Raw genomic sequence first — 13,639 nt, forward strand, 5'->3', positions numbered from 1 at the left:
CCTACTAGAAGGTAGATAATTGTGCGCTTCTCTGACGCATCATCCGAAGCACTGGCGCGTCGTTCATTTGCGCCAACCAACTGAGCCTATCCAACACTATCTCATGCCGAAGACACTTTTTCAGCCTACCTACTAATAGGTAATTATCGCCAACTGGAAGGGGCCGTTTTAAGCCTTAACCCCAAACAACCGAGATCGACTATGACGACAAATCCTCTCACAGGCGTCGGCTCCTCTCTGGCGGGTAGCACGGCTACCGCCCAGCAGAAAGCGATGGTGAACTATGACGACTTTTTGCAGCTTCTGATCGCGCAACTGAAGAACCAGGATCCGACCGACCCCGTGGACGCCAGTCAACAACTGGCGCAGCTCGCCAGTTTCTCGCAGGTCGAGCAGACGATCCAGACGAATCAGAAGCTGGATGCCCTGCTGGCGGGCTCCAACCTTGCCCAGGCCGGCAGCTATATCGGCAGCTACATCGAAAGCGCAGACGGTACGGTCAAAGGTACGATTGCTTCCGTCAAAATCTACAGCGACGGAATCATAGCCACGACGACGGAGGGCGGGAAGATTCTCGTCCAGCCGGGTGTCAGCCTCTCGCAGCCAAGCGGCAGTAGCGCTGCAGCCATCGAATGATCCTGACTATCATCGACGTTTTTTGCACCCCGAGAAAGAATATGTCGGGCAAGCCCTTGAGGGAGTGCCCGATAGATCTGCGAAATTAATCGTTGAACGGTCGCTTCCGGTAAAAACATAGAAGCCTTTCTCATCGGGCGCCTCCTCCCCGAGCAGATAGCCAAGGTCGCGGGAGATCACCAGCCCGCCATGCTTGTTACCGTGATCGATGCGGCTATAGCGGCTCTCTGCCGCCGTTCATCAGCTTTGGAGCACCTTCCGGAATTAGGAAGGAATACGCAGTTGACGATCTTCCTACTAGAAGGTAGATACAAGCGTATGAGCAATCTTTCGAATACCTATGACGAGATCCTGAACAGTGCGGAAAAGCTGATCGTATCAGGTGGCTATAACGGGTTCAGCTACGCCGACATCGCTGCGGTTGTCGGGATCCGCAAGGCCAGCATCCATCATCACTTTCCAAGCAAGGCCGATCTGGCGCGTGCTCTTGTCGCCCGCTACCGCGCAAACGCCGTGACTGGCTTGGCCGAGGTCGAAAGCAAGTTTAGCGATCCGCTTGAGCTGCTGAAGACCTATGCCGGTTTTTGGGCTCAATGCATCGGGGATGCAAGCCGTCCGTTTTGTGTCTGCGCGCTTCTTGCAAGCGAGCTGCCGGCCCTTCCTCCGGAGGTCGCGGTCGAAGTGCGCGCCTATTTCCAACATCTTTCAGGATGGCTGACATCGGTCATCGAGCGTGGTGACCAGCAAGGAGCCCTGGTGATCTCGTGCCCGGCGCGCGTAGAGGCAGAGGCTTTCATGGCCACCGTTCACGGTGCCATGCTGTCGGCCCGAGCCTATGGAACGCCTGCTGTCTTTGAGCTGATTCTTGAGCCAAGTCTTCAGCGGCTGCGGCCGCGGTGATCTAATTCCCGGCGACCGGGCGGCGCGTCGACGGGGAACATGCGTGGCAAAACAGCGTCGCAGAAACTACCAACTAGTAGGTAAGGAACCTCAAATGTTGCGCAGACTTCTTCCAGTAATCATGGTCGCCGGCTTGGTTGGCGTTCCAGCAACGCTTGTTTCGCCGGTCTCTGCCCAGGCCGAAGACAAAAAGGCCGAACTCAACATCCGGGGCAGTGTCGTCAACTTCACCGATGCTACCTTGAAGGTGAAGACGCGCGAGGGAGAAACCGTTGACGTCGCTCTTGCCGACGGCTGGCAGGTCGCCAGTGTCGCCAACGCGAAGGTCTCCGACATCCAGCCCGGAGACTATGTGGGCATCGCCTCCCTGCCGAAGGAGCAGGGTGGAGACGGCGCTCTTGAAGTTCTGATCTTTCCGCCTGCACTCAGGGGAGCCGGCGAGGGAAGCTTCGGCTGGGACCTCAAGCCGAACAGTAGCATGACCAATGCTACCGTCGCCGATGCGGTCAAGGACGTCGACGGCCGGACCGTTACCGTGTCCTACCACGGCAAGGAAAAGAAGATCTCCATTCCGGACGGTACTCCGGTCGTGACTATCGCCCCAGCAACCAAGGACGACCTGGTCGCAGGAGCAGTCGTGTTTATCCCGGCCGAGAAGGCTTCGAGCGGGACAGTCGCGCATCGCGTTATCGTTGGCAAGAATGGCGTGGTGCCCCCCATGTGAGCCACGTCGCCGCCGGTCAGCTTCCGCCCCATTGGCCGACCGGCGGCATCCAGCTGTTCATCGCAAATACGCAACAATTCAGCCCGACCGGAGGGCCGCATCCATGAGCGACAGTCCCGACAACGACAATATGCAGTATCCCCGGACCCTAATGATCCATCGTCATTCCCTGGTCACGCGGCTGACGCATTGGCTGAACGTGATCTGCCTGAGCGTGCTGCTCTTGAGTGGATTGCAGATTTTCAACGCTCATCCCGAACTGTACTGGGGACACTATGGTGCAGACGGGGATCCATCTGTACTGACGATCGGCTCAAGCGGACAGGGCGACGATATGCACGGTTTCGTCCGGATCGCTGGTGTCGAGGTGCCGACGACCGGTGTCCTGGGCGTCTCGACTTTCGAGGGAGATCCGACGCCGCGGGCGTTTCCGGCCTGGGCGACCATCCCGCCGTTTCAGGATCTCGCAACCGGCCGCCGCTGGCATTTCTTCTTTGCCTGGCTATTTCTCGTCAACGGCATTTTTTACCTCGGCTTCGGCGTCCTGACCGGCCATTTTCGACGGGACCTGGCCCCGGCGCGCAGAGACCTTTCCCCGCGCCATCTATGGCACGAAATCCTCGACCACGCGCGTCTGCGCTTCCCGGAAGGGGAACAAGCGAAGCACTACAACGCGCTCCAAAAGCTCACCTACCTCGCTGTGATCGTCATTCTGCTGCCGACGATGTTGCTGACCGGCCTGACAATGTCCCCCGGCTTTGATGCCGTCGTGCCGATCCTGGTGGACATTTTCGGCGGGCGCCAGTCGGCGCGCACGATCCACTTCATGACCGCAACGCTTCTCGTGCTCTTCGTGTTCGTGCATGTGGCGATGATCGTACTGTCGGGAACCTGGAACAACATGCGCTCGATGATCACGGGTCGCTATGCCATTCGAGAGAAAGGTCCACATACATGACGCGTAGCTTCCTGACCCGCAGGCGTTTTCTGATCGGCAGCACGCTCGGCGCCTCTGCACTCACGCTCTCGGGCTGCGACATACTGGACCAAAATGCGGCTTTGGGTAGCGTTATCCGCTCGGCCGAAAATCTGACGATGAAGGCACAAAGGCTGCTGCAGGGACGCGATGCTCTCGCCCGCGAGTTTGCCGAGACGGACATTTCTCCGACTTTCAGGGTGAACGGCACGAGCGCGCCAGATGGCGAGGACTATACCGAGTTCGCCGAAGGCAATTTCGCGAACTGGCGATTGAAGATCGACGGTCTCGTCGACCGGCCCCAGGAATTTTCCCTCATTGACCTTAAGAGGCGTCCGGCGCGCACTCAGATCACCCGTCACGACTGCGTCGAGGGGTGGAGCGCGATCGGGAAATGGACCGGCGTTCCGCTTGGTTCTGTCTTGAGCTCGGTAGGGCTCAGACCGAACGCACGATTTGCGGTCTTCCACTGTGCGGACGAGTTGGAGAAGACACTTGATGGAAGTGGCCGCTACTATGAGAGCATCGACCTTATCGACGCATTCCATCCGCAGACCATCCTCGCTTATCAGATGAACGGAAAGGATCTGACCGTCGGACACGGAGCGCCATTGCGTCTGCGCGTCGAACGACAACTCGGCTACAAGCAGGCCAAGTACATCATGCGCATTGAGATCGTCGACAGTTTTGCCGGCTTGTGGGGCGGCAATGGTGGCTACTGGGAGGACCGCGGCTACGAGTGGTATGCCGGGATCTGAGCGATCCGAACTCAGCCTGGACACAAGGAGAGCGAAGCCGGCCGAAAGGTCGGCTCTGGAACCTTGCCTTCACCCACTCAAAGCCAGTTAATCCGCTTGAGGACCATCAGCGTCGCAACCGACGTGACCGCGACGAAGGCAACGATAATGACGAAAGCCCAGGTATCGTTGACACCAGGGATGCCGCCGACATTCATGCCGAAAAGACCAGCCACCACGCTCGGCGGCAGTAGCAGGGCGGCGAGTGCGGCGAGTCGGTTGGAGTTGCGGGCAATCCGCTCGCTGATGACCGTGGACAGGTCGTCATGAAGAATGCCGGTCCGGTCGCGGATGGCGTCGAGATATTCGATGAAGCGCATCAGCTTGTCGATGACCTCGCGGAAACGCAGCTTGTCACGCTCCTTCAGCCACGGCGCATCGTCGTGTTCGATACGGTTCAAGGCGTCGCGCTGAGGGGCAAGATAGCGTCGAAGTTGAACGGAGCGGCGACGAAGCTGCTTCAGCCGCTCGCGAACTTCGCTGGCTTCGCCGTGAAAGATCAGCTCGTCCAGCTCGTCGACCTCTTCGTCCATCGTGTCAAGCACAGGCTCTAGGTCGCGGACCAGCTTTTCGCTGACGAGAGCGAGCAGTTCCCCCGTCTGTTTGGGGCCTTTGCCTTTGTCGAGGGCAAGGCGGATATCGCGCAAGGCGGTTATATAATGGCCGCTGTCGCGTAGGGTCACGAGCCTGCGCTCGTCGGCCCATACATGCAGGGGGACGAGATCGATTTCGGCCGGCCCGGCTTTTGCTTCTTCGGGCGGCGCAGCACAGACGCCGCGAAGAATAATCAGCAGTCCGTCGTCGATGTTTTCGACGCGCGGGCGCGATTCCTCCTGCAGCAGGGCGTCGGCAACCAGAGGATCGAATCCGCCTCTCGTTGTGACCCATTCGGCAGCCGCCGGATGGTCACGCTCGAAATGCAGCCAGACGACGCCGTCATCCGGCGTCCATCGGCGCACCGCCTCCATATCTAGGGTGCGACAACCGCCGCTTCCGTCAAGAAGCACGGCGAAACGCAAACCCGGCTCGGCGCCGTAACTTGCAACGCTCGCGACCTGCTCGTGCATGACGAATCTCCTTCCGCCAAGTCAACCTCCCGTAAGCCTACATCAATAGCTTAGCGAGTCGCTGCAATGCGGCAAGACGATCAATGCAGCGGTGCCCTGAGAACAGGGCCGCCGGCATCATGAAATCCCGGGATGATCGGACTTATGCGATCTCTTGGGCGATCAGAGTATCGGGCTCAGACTTGGATTCGAAATGAGGGGGCCGACATGCCACCTTGATAGCCCTTGACCCCAAAACTCGGCCACTTCCGCTGAAGCTCCTACGGTTGCCCTTTTCACGTCGTCGCGTACCGCAAATTCCCGCACTATCCGGCGCGGCGCGTGGGTTGGTAGCCCCTGCTGCCGTCGAGAAGCGTGCGCGTATAGGGATGTTCAACATTTCCGCTGAGCAAAGCGTCTCTCGAGGCGATTTCCACGAACATACCGCCCTGCATGACGGCGACCCGATTACAGAGATGAGCAATCACAGCCATGTCGTGGCTGACCAGAATGTAGGTCAGCTTTTCCCTTTCGCGCAGGTCCTTCAGCAGATTGAGGATCTCGGCCTGGATGGAGACGTCGAGTGCGGATGTCGGCTCGTCGAGGAGAAGCACGCTGGGCTTGAGGATCAATGCGCGGGCGATTGCAACGCGCTGGCGCTGCCCCCCCGACAGCTGGTGCGGGAAACGATGGTAGAAAGAGGCAGGCAGGCCGACGTCGCGCAGCACCTGTTCCACGCGCTCCCTGCGCCGGTCGACGCCATGGATTTCGAGTGGTTCGAGAAGCGTGCGGCCGATCGTGTGGCGCGGATGAAGCGAGCCGAAGGGGTCCTGGAATACCATCTGCTGCTTGGCAAGCTGCGATTTTGAGCGCTTGACAGCGATTGCCTCTCCATCGATCGCGATCGAGCCGCCCCACTCCTTGATCCTGCCGGCCAGCGCACCCAGGACAGTGGATTTGCCGCAGCCGCTTTCACCGACGAGGCCGAACGTCTCGCCTGCAGCAACGTCGAAGGAGACGTCCTTGACCACTTGCTTGGCGGAAGGGCCGCGACCGAAGGAAACCGCGAGGTTTTTGACTGAGATCATCATGTTCATGCCTCCGCCCAGCTTGGGTCGCGCCTCAGGACCTCAAGGCGGTCTCGGGGATGATCGAGGCTCGGCAGCGCCTGGAGGAGACCCCGCGTATAGGGATGGGTTGCCTCCTCAAGCTTTGCAGCTTCGAGCTCTTCGACGATACGCCCGGCATACATGATGATCACCCGATCGCAGAAGCTCTTCACCAGGTTGAGGTCATGCGAGATGAAGACCAGGCCGATGTTGCGCTCGGTGATCAGATCGTCGAGGATCGACAGGACCTGTTGGCGCACCGTCACGTCGAGAGCCGAGGTCGGCTCGTCGGCGATGATCAGTGACGGCGAGGAAATCAGCATCATCGAGATCATGATACGCTGTCCCATGCCGCCGGAGACTTCGTGCGGATAAAGGTAGAAGACTCGCTCCGGATCGCGAATGTTGACCCGTTCCAGCATGGCGAGTGTGCGTGCCCGTGCCTCACGGCGACCGACACGCTCATGGAGAATGACGGTTTCGGCAATCTGCTCGCCGACCGTCATGACCGGGTTGAGCGAGTATTTCGGGTCCTGCAGGATCATCGAAATGCGCCGCCCGCGGATCGAGCGCATATCGGCCTCGCTGGCGCGCATGAGATCGATATCCTCGAAGCGTATTTCGTCGGCCACCACTTTTGCGGTCGCCGGCTGCAGCCGCATGATGGCGCGTCCGGTGGTGCTCTTTCCCGAGCCGGATTCGCCGATGATGCCGACTTTCTCGCGCCCGACAGTGAAGGAGACGTTCTTCACGGCCGTGACGACGCCCGAAAGGGTCGGGAACTGGACCGACATGTTTTTGACCGAAAGGATCGGCTGGGATTGATCAGGCATTTCGGGGATCCATAATGTCGCGCAGGCCGTCGCCCAGCAGGTTGAAGGCGAGGCTGACCACGAGGATTGCGATGCCGGGGACCGTCGTCAGCCACCAGGCGTCGAGCAGATATTGCCGGCCCGACGCAGCCATGGCGCCCCATTCAGGCATCGGCGGCTGGGCGCCAAGGCCGAGGAAGCCGAGGCCGGCGGCTGTCAGGATGACGCTCGACATGTTGAGCGTTAGTCGAATGATGATCGAAGGGGCGCAGAGCGGCACGATGTGATGCAGCAGGATGCGGCGCATGCCGGCGCCCTGCAGTTCGGCAGCGACGACGAAGTCGGCGGCACGAAATGTCAGCGTCTCGGCTCGCGCCAGTCGGGCGATCGGTGGCCAGACCGTGAGCGCAATGGCGATGACGGCATTTTCGATGCCTGGCCCGAGGGCTGCGGAAAATGCCAATGCCAGAACGAGGCTTGGGAAGGAAAGGAAGATATCGGTGATGCGCATCAGGACGACATCCACCCAACCGCCGAGATAGCCGGCCGCCGCACCGATCACAAAGCCGATCGGCGCAACGATGACCGTTACGAGAATGCTGATATAGAGCGTTGTGCGTGCGCCAAAGACGATGCGCGAGTATACGTCGCGGCCGAACTCATCCGTTCCGAACCAGTTTGCGGCAGACGGTGGCTTCAGCGCCATCGTCAAATCCTGGGCAATAGGGTCGTAGTTGGCAAGCAGCGGCGCGAAGGCTGCGATGAGCACCAGTGCAAGCACGACGAGGAACCCCCCAAAGGCCAGCGGATTGGCAAGAAGGTTGAGCCATAGGACGTAGGCCTTGTGGAAACGCGCCTGCCGTGTCGAGGTGAATTCCTCGTTGATCAGCCAATTGTGGAGATCGTTGAAATAACGTGTCGCCATGATGTCACCGGGTACGCGGATCGAGGAAGCGGTAGGCGATATCGGACAGCAGGTTGATGACGATCGAAATGATGCCGATCAGAAGCACGCTGCCGAGGATCGCGTTCATGTCCGCGAAGAAGAGAGCCGAGGTCAGATATTGCCCGAGGCCGGGCCAGGCAAAGACGGTCTCGATGAGAACCGTGCCGTCCAGCAGGCCGCAATAGGCAAGCGCGATGATAGTCAGAAGCTGAACCCGTATGTTACGGAAGGCATGGCGCCAGATGATGGCGCGCTGGCCGAGCCCCTTTGCCTTTGCCGTCAGCACATATTCCTGCCGAAGCTGTTCCAGCATGAAGCTGCGGCTCATGCGGCTGAGATAGGCCATGGCCGCATAACCGAGGATGAGGGCAGGGGCTGCGACATGCAACAAGGCATCGCGGAAAACCTCCCATTCGCCGGCAATGATCGCATCGACGAGAATGGAGTTGGTCGGCCCTTCGACGAGGCCCTCATTGTAGACGTCAAGCCGGCCACTGCCAGGAATGAGCCCGAACTTGGCGTAGAAGACCAGGATGACGATGGTGCCGAGCCAGAAGATTGGGGTCGAATGCCCGAGCAATCCGACGATCCTTGCAAGATGATCGACCCAGGTACCCTTGCGGACGGCGGAGATGATGCCGAGCGGAATACCGAGGCCGGCGCCGATGATCGTTGCCAGCGTCGCAAGCTCCAGTGTCGCCGGGAACACCCGGGCAAGGTCACTTGCCACGGGGTTCTTGGTCACATGGGACTGGCCGAAATTCAGCTGGGCGACATTGCCGAGATAGGTCGCGAATTGGGCATAGAGCGGCTGGTCCAGCCCCATTTCCTTGTAGACCCGTTCATAGGTCGCCTGGTCGGCCTGATCGCCGATAACAGCAATGACCGGATCAGCCGGGACCATGCGCCCGACGACGAAGGTGATGACCAGCAGGCCAAGAAGCGTCGTCAGGATGACGCTGAAGGATGTCGCCAGCTTTCGCACTGCGTCGAGCGCAGCCGCTCCACCGCCCGATGTGGCCCAGGATGTTTGTGAGATGCTCACGTCATTCTCCCTTGGAGGAGGTCATTCGCCCTTGGAGACCGTGTCCCAGCGCGTCAGCCATGTCGAATGGCCGGTGTAGCCTTTCACTTCCTTGCGAACCGCCTTTGCATCGGTGCGCAGGAAGGAGGTGATCAGCGGCGGGGACGATTCGAGGTAGGCCTTGTTGATCTTCGCATAGAGATCGGCACGCTTTTGCTGATCGGTCTCGTGGGCGGCCGCAATTACCATGTCCTGGATGTCCTTCGGCACATCCCAGGCGGTGCGCCAGGCGTTCAGGCCCGTAAGCTTGGCATCGTCGGAATTATTCGCATTGGTCGCATAAGACTGGAGGACCGCGTGCGGATCCGGCAGGCGTTCGCCGGATCGCGCCGAGAAGATTTCGAATTCGCGCGTGCGGAACTTGCCGATATGGTCGCCCCCTTGAAGATCGAGCTTGATGCCAGCCTTGGCGGCGTTGGCCTGCAGGGATTGTGCAACCTCATATTCCGGGGTGACTGGCGTTGCGTAATAGACCTTCGAGAAGCCATTCGGATAGCCGGCTTCAGTCAGCAGTTGCTTGGCCTTTTCGATGTCGAGCTTGTAGGGATTGACGTCGCTCGCACCCGGCAGGCCGGCCGGAATGATGGTCTGCTGCCTGATGCCGTAATATTTCATGACGGTGTTGGCGAGGCCGTCATAATCGATGAGATAGCGGAAGGCTTCGCGAACCTTGGGATTGGAGAGGATCTCGTCCTTCTGGTTCAAAGCAAGGTAATAGAAGCCGAAGCCAGGCGTCTTCTGGATGTCGGCCTTGCCGCCCGTTTCGACGGCTGCAAGATCGGTGGAGGACAGACGGGTCGCAACATCGACGTCACCTGCCTCAAGCTGCAGGCGCTGGCCGGAGGATTCCGGCATATGGCGCAGAACGACGCGGCGCATCTTCGGGGCACCCTGCCAGTAGTCCTTGTTGGCATCTGCGATCAACAGGTCGTTGACGCGCCAGGTGCGCAGCGCATAGGGCCCGGAGCCCGCGTCGTTGGCCTGCAGGAACTCGCGCCCCAAATCGCCGCTCTTTTCATGCTCGGCGAGGAACTTGCTGTCCAGGATAGAGGTTGAGAAGCTCGCCAGCGAATAGAGGATCAAGTTGGGGTTCCAGAGTTCGGGCGTCTGGAGGATCACGGTGGTGTCGTCGCTCGCCTTGATCAGATCGTCGACATTCTTGTCGGTAAACCCCCACTGGCGAAGGTCTACGGATGGTGCAAGCCCAAGCTTGACGAGGCGGCGCAGCGACCACTCGACATCCTTCGCCGTCAGCGGATTGCCGGAATGGAAGGTAATGCCGGAGCGGATTTTGAAGGTGAAGGTCTTGCCGTCGGGCGAGACGCTCCAGCTCTCGGCGACACCCGGAGCCGGCTTGGTAATATCGTCAGCCGGCAGCACGATCAGCCGCTCATAAAGGTTCGCGACTATTTCAGCAGCTTCCAACTGATTGATTTCGTTCGGATCGAGGCCACGCATCGATGACATGTTCGTTGCAATAACCAGCTGGTCCTTTGGGGTGGCTGCAGCTGCTGCCAACGGCATCATCAGGCTCGCGGCAACAAGCGCCGACGAGATCAACAGTCCGCGTCTTTGGATCTTCATTTTCTTCCTCCCGGGTATCTCTGCAATCACATCAGAGCGAATTTTGATATCGACATCGATCTGAAATCTGGTATATCAGATCTCACAAAACGGTTTTGTCGTCAACGGGGGAATTTTCGGCTTATGAAAAATAAGGTGGAGGGCGCAGCGGGCGACGACCGTATAGAGAAGATCGACCCGCGGTTCCTGACGACCCTTCGTGATCACGTTCACAAGACGCTCAGGGCGGCGATCCTATCCGGCCGCTTTCGTGCCGACGAACGTGTGAACGAACGCCAGCTCGCCGAGCAGCTCGGTGTTTCCACTACTCCGATCAAAGAGGCGCTCCGGCAGCTCGAAACCGAAGGACTGGTTGAAACACTGCCGCGCCGCGGAGTGCTGATCCGGTTCAACGCCGGATGGGCGGAGGAAATGATCCTGGCGCGCGCCGCACTGGAATCGATGATCGCGCATCTCGCCGCCAAGCGGATCACCGAGGAAGAAGCTGCGAAGCTCAGGGATACGGTCGCATTGATGAAAGCGGCCACGGCCGATGGCGCGGCGGACGATCTCATCGCCTTGAATGAGACCTTTCACGAGCAGATCCACATCGCCTCGCGCTGCCAATACCTGTCGCGCATGATCGAGCGTCAGCAATTCTACGATGCGAGCATTCGGCGCATCATTCATTCCGACAACAAGGAGCGCGACAAGGCGCTGGCCGAACACTCTGCCATTGCCGCTGCGATCGTTTCGAACGACAGCGACAAGGCTGAGCGGGTGATGCGCGATCACGTCGTCCGCTCCGGCGAAACCTACCTCACCATCGTATTCAGGAAGAAAGAGGACATTTGACGTGACCGTGGCAATGGACAAGATTCGCAAGGCCTTAACGGGTATCTCCGGGGTGCCTGTGACCCCCTACAAGACGGATGGCAGCATCGACCTCGGCAAGCTTTCCGCATTGATCGCGCGCCTCGCCTCCGCCCGGGTTCACAATCTGATGGCCGCCGGCAATACCGGCGAATTCTTCACGTTGACGATGGATGAAGTAAAGATGGTCCATGCTGCCACGATCAAGGCAGCGGATGGCAAGGCTCTTATCAGTGCCGCTGTTGGTCGCTCGCTGACGGACGCCAAAGCTCTGGCCCGTTATGCAATTGCCGAGGGCGCCGACGCGATCATGGGCCACCACCCGATGGACCCCTTTGCCGGCCCGAGCTATCAGGCGAAGTATTTCCTGGAGCTCGCCGAGGCATCCACTGTTCCGGTCATTGCCTATGTCCGCAGCGACACTTTCTCAGTCGCCGATTTCCGCAAGCTTGCCCTGCATCCCAATATTGCCGGCATCAAGTTTGCCTCCGGAAACCTGATGTTGCTCGCTGAAGTCATCCGTTCGACGAAGGATGCGCCGGCGATTTGGGTTTGCGGTCTGGCAGAAGGCTGGGCACCGGCCTTCTACGCCATGGGTGCTCGCGGCTTTACCTCTGGGCTCGTCAACGTTTTCCCTGAGCGCTCGCATGCCATTCATCAGGCACTGGAAGCCGGCGACTACGCCGCTGCGCGTGCCTTGATCGACGATATCGCCGGTTTCGAAGTGCTGCGCACCAAATATCTGAACGGCGCCAATGTCACCGTCGTCAAGGAGGCGCTTGGCATGCTCGGTACCGATGTCGGCCCTGTTCGCCTTCCCGGCGTCGAATGCCTGACGGACGCGGAACGCGCCGAACTGCGCGCAATCGTTGACAATGTGAGCGGCAAGAACCGCGCCGCCTGAGAAAGAACGTCATGCATATTACCGGCTTCAAGACCTACATGCAGCGCGTCGACGACCGGCCGCGGCTGCTTCTGAAAATCGAGACGAGCGAAGGCATTTCCGGTTGGGGGGAATGTTACAATCACGGCCCCGACTGGGCGCTCCCGCCGCTTTTCGACTATCTCTTCCACCAGATCGAAGGGGAGGACCCCCGCCGAGTGGAATTCCTTGTGCTGAAGCTCAATCAGCAATGCCGTTTTCCGCCGGGCGCCCTCGGACTTGCGGCCATTTCGGCGATCGATCACGCGCTCTGGGATATCGCCGGCAAGGCCGCAGGCCTTCCGGTCTATATGCTGCTTGGCGGCAACGTCCGCGATCGGGTGCGGGTCTATTGCGGCGTCTATACTGCCCCCGACCCGCAGACGGCGCAGGACCAGACCCTGGAACTGAACGAGAAATACGGCTACACGGCTTTCAAGCTCAGCCCCTTCCGCCGCGACCTGCATGCCGGCCGCTGGGGCGAGCTTGTAAAGGAAACCGGAGACTGGTTCGCCAGGATACGCGAGATCACGCCGTCGCATTTCGAATTCGCATTCGATGCCCATGCGAAGATCTTCGAGCCCTATCAAGCTGTTCAGCTTGCGGCGGCGATCGCGCCAAACGATCCGCTCTTCTACGAAGAGCCGATCCGGCCGGAACACATTCCGGCATGGGCCGAACTGAAGTCGAAGGTTTCCGTCCCGCTGGCCACGGGGGAATCGCTCTATAATCGCTTCGAGTTCCTTTCCCTGTTGTCGGCCCGTGGCGCCGACATCATCCAGCCCGACATATGCGTCGTTGGTGGTGTAACGGAAATGCGCAGGATCGCAACGATCGCTGAGGCCCACTATGTAACCGTCGCGCCGCATAACCCGATGGGGCCGCTCGCGACCGCGGTCAACATTCACTTCTGCGCCGCACAGCCGAACTTCAAGGTCCTGGAGTTCAAGCCCCATGTCCACGCGCCATGGGCGGCCGATCCGTATATGCCGGTCGATGGCCATATGGAATTGCGGCCGGACCGTCCGGGTTGGGGTCTGGAAATCGATGAAAAGGCATTGCAGACCGAAGACTACATTCATTGGGAGCGGAAAATCACCCGCAAGCCGGATGGATCGACAGCCTATCCCTGATCGGTTCCGTTGAAATGACAGGCTTGCCTTGAAAGCGCTAGGGAAGCGCGCGCCACAAATCCGGGTCGCGCTTTCCGCACACTCAGCTACTGGACGAACACAGCCACTTTCCCGGCCC

14 protein-coding genes are annotated in these 13,639 nt (G+C 59.7%); 8 read left to right on the plus strand and 6 right to left on the minus strand.

Translation table 11 applies throughout. The features are described 5' to 3' along the window. Positions 1-201: 201 nt before the first annotated feature. The 5 genes from flgD (at position 202) to AC1DUP_RS33795 (ending at position 3,994) form a co-directional block, all read left to right on the plus strand. The gene (gene flgD / locus AC1DUP_RS33775; protein ID WP_113312063.1) at positions 202-636 is read left to right on the plus strand and encodes a flagellar hook assembly protein FlgD; all 435 of its coding nucleotides are present in this window, start codon (positions 202-204) and stop codon (positions 634-636) included. Positions 637-954: 318 nt separating this feature from the next. Then, positions 955-1,536 (plus strand): TetR/AcrR family transcriptional regulator, encoded by a 582-nt coding sequence (locus AC1DUP_RS33780; protein WP_113299508.1) that lies wholly within the window; start codon positions 955-957, stop codon positions 1,534-1,536. Positions 1,537-1,657: 121 nt separating this feature from the next. Continuing rightward, positions 1,658-2,260, plus strand: coding sequence for a hypothetical protein (locus AC1DUP_RS33785; protein WP_477836889.1), 603 nt, complete (start codon positions 1,658-1,660; stop codon positions 2,258-2,260). Between the two features lie 103 nt (positions 2,261-2,363). Next, the gene (locus tag AC1DUP_RS33790; protein ID WP_113312061.1) at positions 2,364-3,218 is read left to right on the plus strand and encodes a cytochrome b/b6 domain-containing protein; all 855 of its coding nucleotides are present in this window, start codon (positions 2,364-2,366) and stop codon (positions 3,216-3,218) included. Further along, positions 3,215-3,994 (plus strand): molybdopterin-binding protein, encoded by a 780-nt coding sequence (locus tag AC1DUP_RS33795; protein ID WP_113312060.1) that lies wholly within the window; start codon positions 3,215-3,217, stop codon positions 3,992-3,994. The genes AC1DUP_RS33790 and AC1DUP_RS33795 overlap by 4 nt, the downstream gene beginning before the upstream one ends. Before the next feature lie 77 nt (positions 3,995-4,071). Here the strand turns inward: AC1DUP_RS33795 and AC1DUP_RS33800 are convergent, their stop codons facing one another. The 6 genes from AC1DUP_RS33800 to AC1DUP_RS33825 all read right to left on the minus strand — a co-directional run bounded on the left by AC1DUP_RS33800 (position 4,072) and on the right by AC1DUP_RS33825 (position 10,614). Next, entirely contained in the window at positions 4,072-5,100 is a 1,029-nt protein-coding gene (locus tag AC1DUP_RS33800) for a zinc transporter ZntB (protein WP_113312059.1), read from the minus strand. Between the two features lie 305 nt (positions 5,101-5,405). Then, positions 5,406-6,170, minus strand: a complete 765-nt coding sequence (locus AC1DUP_RS33805) for an ABC transporter ATP-binding protein (RefSeq protein ID WP_113312058.1) — start codon at positions 6,168-6,170, stop codon at positions 5,406-5,408. Between the two features lie 2 nt (positions 6,171-6,172). After that, positions 6,173-7,021, minus strand: coding sequence for an ABC transporter ATP-binding protein (locus AC1DUP_RS33810; RefSeq protein ID WP_113312057.1), 849 nt, complete (start codon positions 7,019-7,021; stop codon positions 6,173-6,175). Continuing rightward, positions 7,014-7,925, minus strand: coding sequence for an ABC transporter permease (locus tag AC1DUP_RS33815; protein WP_477836875.1), 912 nt, complete (start codon positions 7,923-7,925; stop codon positions 7,014-7,016). Before AC1DUP_RS33815 ends, AC1DUP_RS33810 begins: the two co-directional genes overlap by 8 nt. A gap of 4 nt (positions 7,926-7,929) precedes the next feature. Further along, a complete protein-coding gene (locus AC1DUP_RS33820; protein ID WP_113312056.1) occupies positions 7,930-8,991 on the minus strand; it encodes an ABC transporter permease in 1,062 nt (353 codons plus the stop codon). 21 nt (positions 8,992-9,012) lie between these two features. Then, entirely contained in the window at positions 9,013-10,614 is a 1,602-nt protein-coding gene (locus AC1DUP_RS33825) for an ABC transporter substrate-binding protein (protein ID WP_113312055.1), read from the minus strand. A gap of 123 nt (positions 10,615-10,737) precedes the next feature. Between AC1DUP_RS33825 and AC1DUP_RS33830 the strand changes: the two genes are divergently transcribed. From AC1DUP_RS33830 to AC1DUP_RS33840, 3 genes are read left to right on the plus strand one after another with little or no spacing between them, the layout of a single operon-like run. Further along, positions 10,738-11,448: a GntR family transcriptional regulator gene (locus AC1DUP_RS33830; RefSeq protein WP_113312054.1), complete on the plus strand. Its 711-nt coding sequence runs from the start codon at positions 10,738-10,740 to the stop codon at positions 11,446-11,448. 13 nt (positions 11,449-11,461) lie between these two features. Then, a complete protein-coding gene (locus tag AC1DUP_RS33835) occupies positions 11,462-12,370 on the plus strand; it encodes a dihydrodipicolinate synthase family protein (RefSeq protein WP_113312053.1) in 909 nt (302 codons plus the stop codon). A gap of 11 nt (positions 12,371-12,381) precedes the next feature. Beyond that, positions 12,382-13,521 carry a mandelate racemase/muconate lactonizing enzyme family protein gene (locus tag AC1DUP_RS33840; RefSeq protein ID WP_113299520.1) on the plus strand — a complete coding sequence of 380 codons (1,140 nt, stop codon included), beginning with the start codon at positions 12,382-12,384 and terminating at the stop codon, positions 13,519-13,521. Positions 13,522-13,639: the final 118 nt, after the last annotated feature.

Source organism: Rhizobium sp. 01L419 (assembly GCF_056400025.1).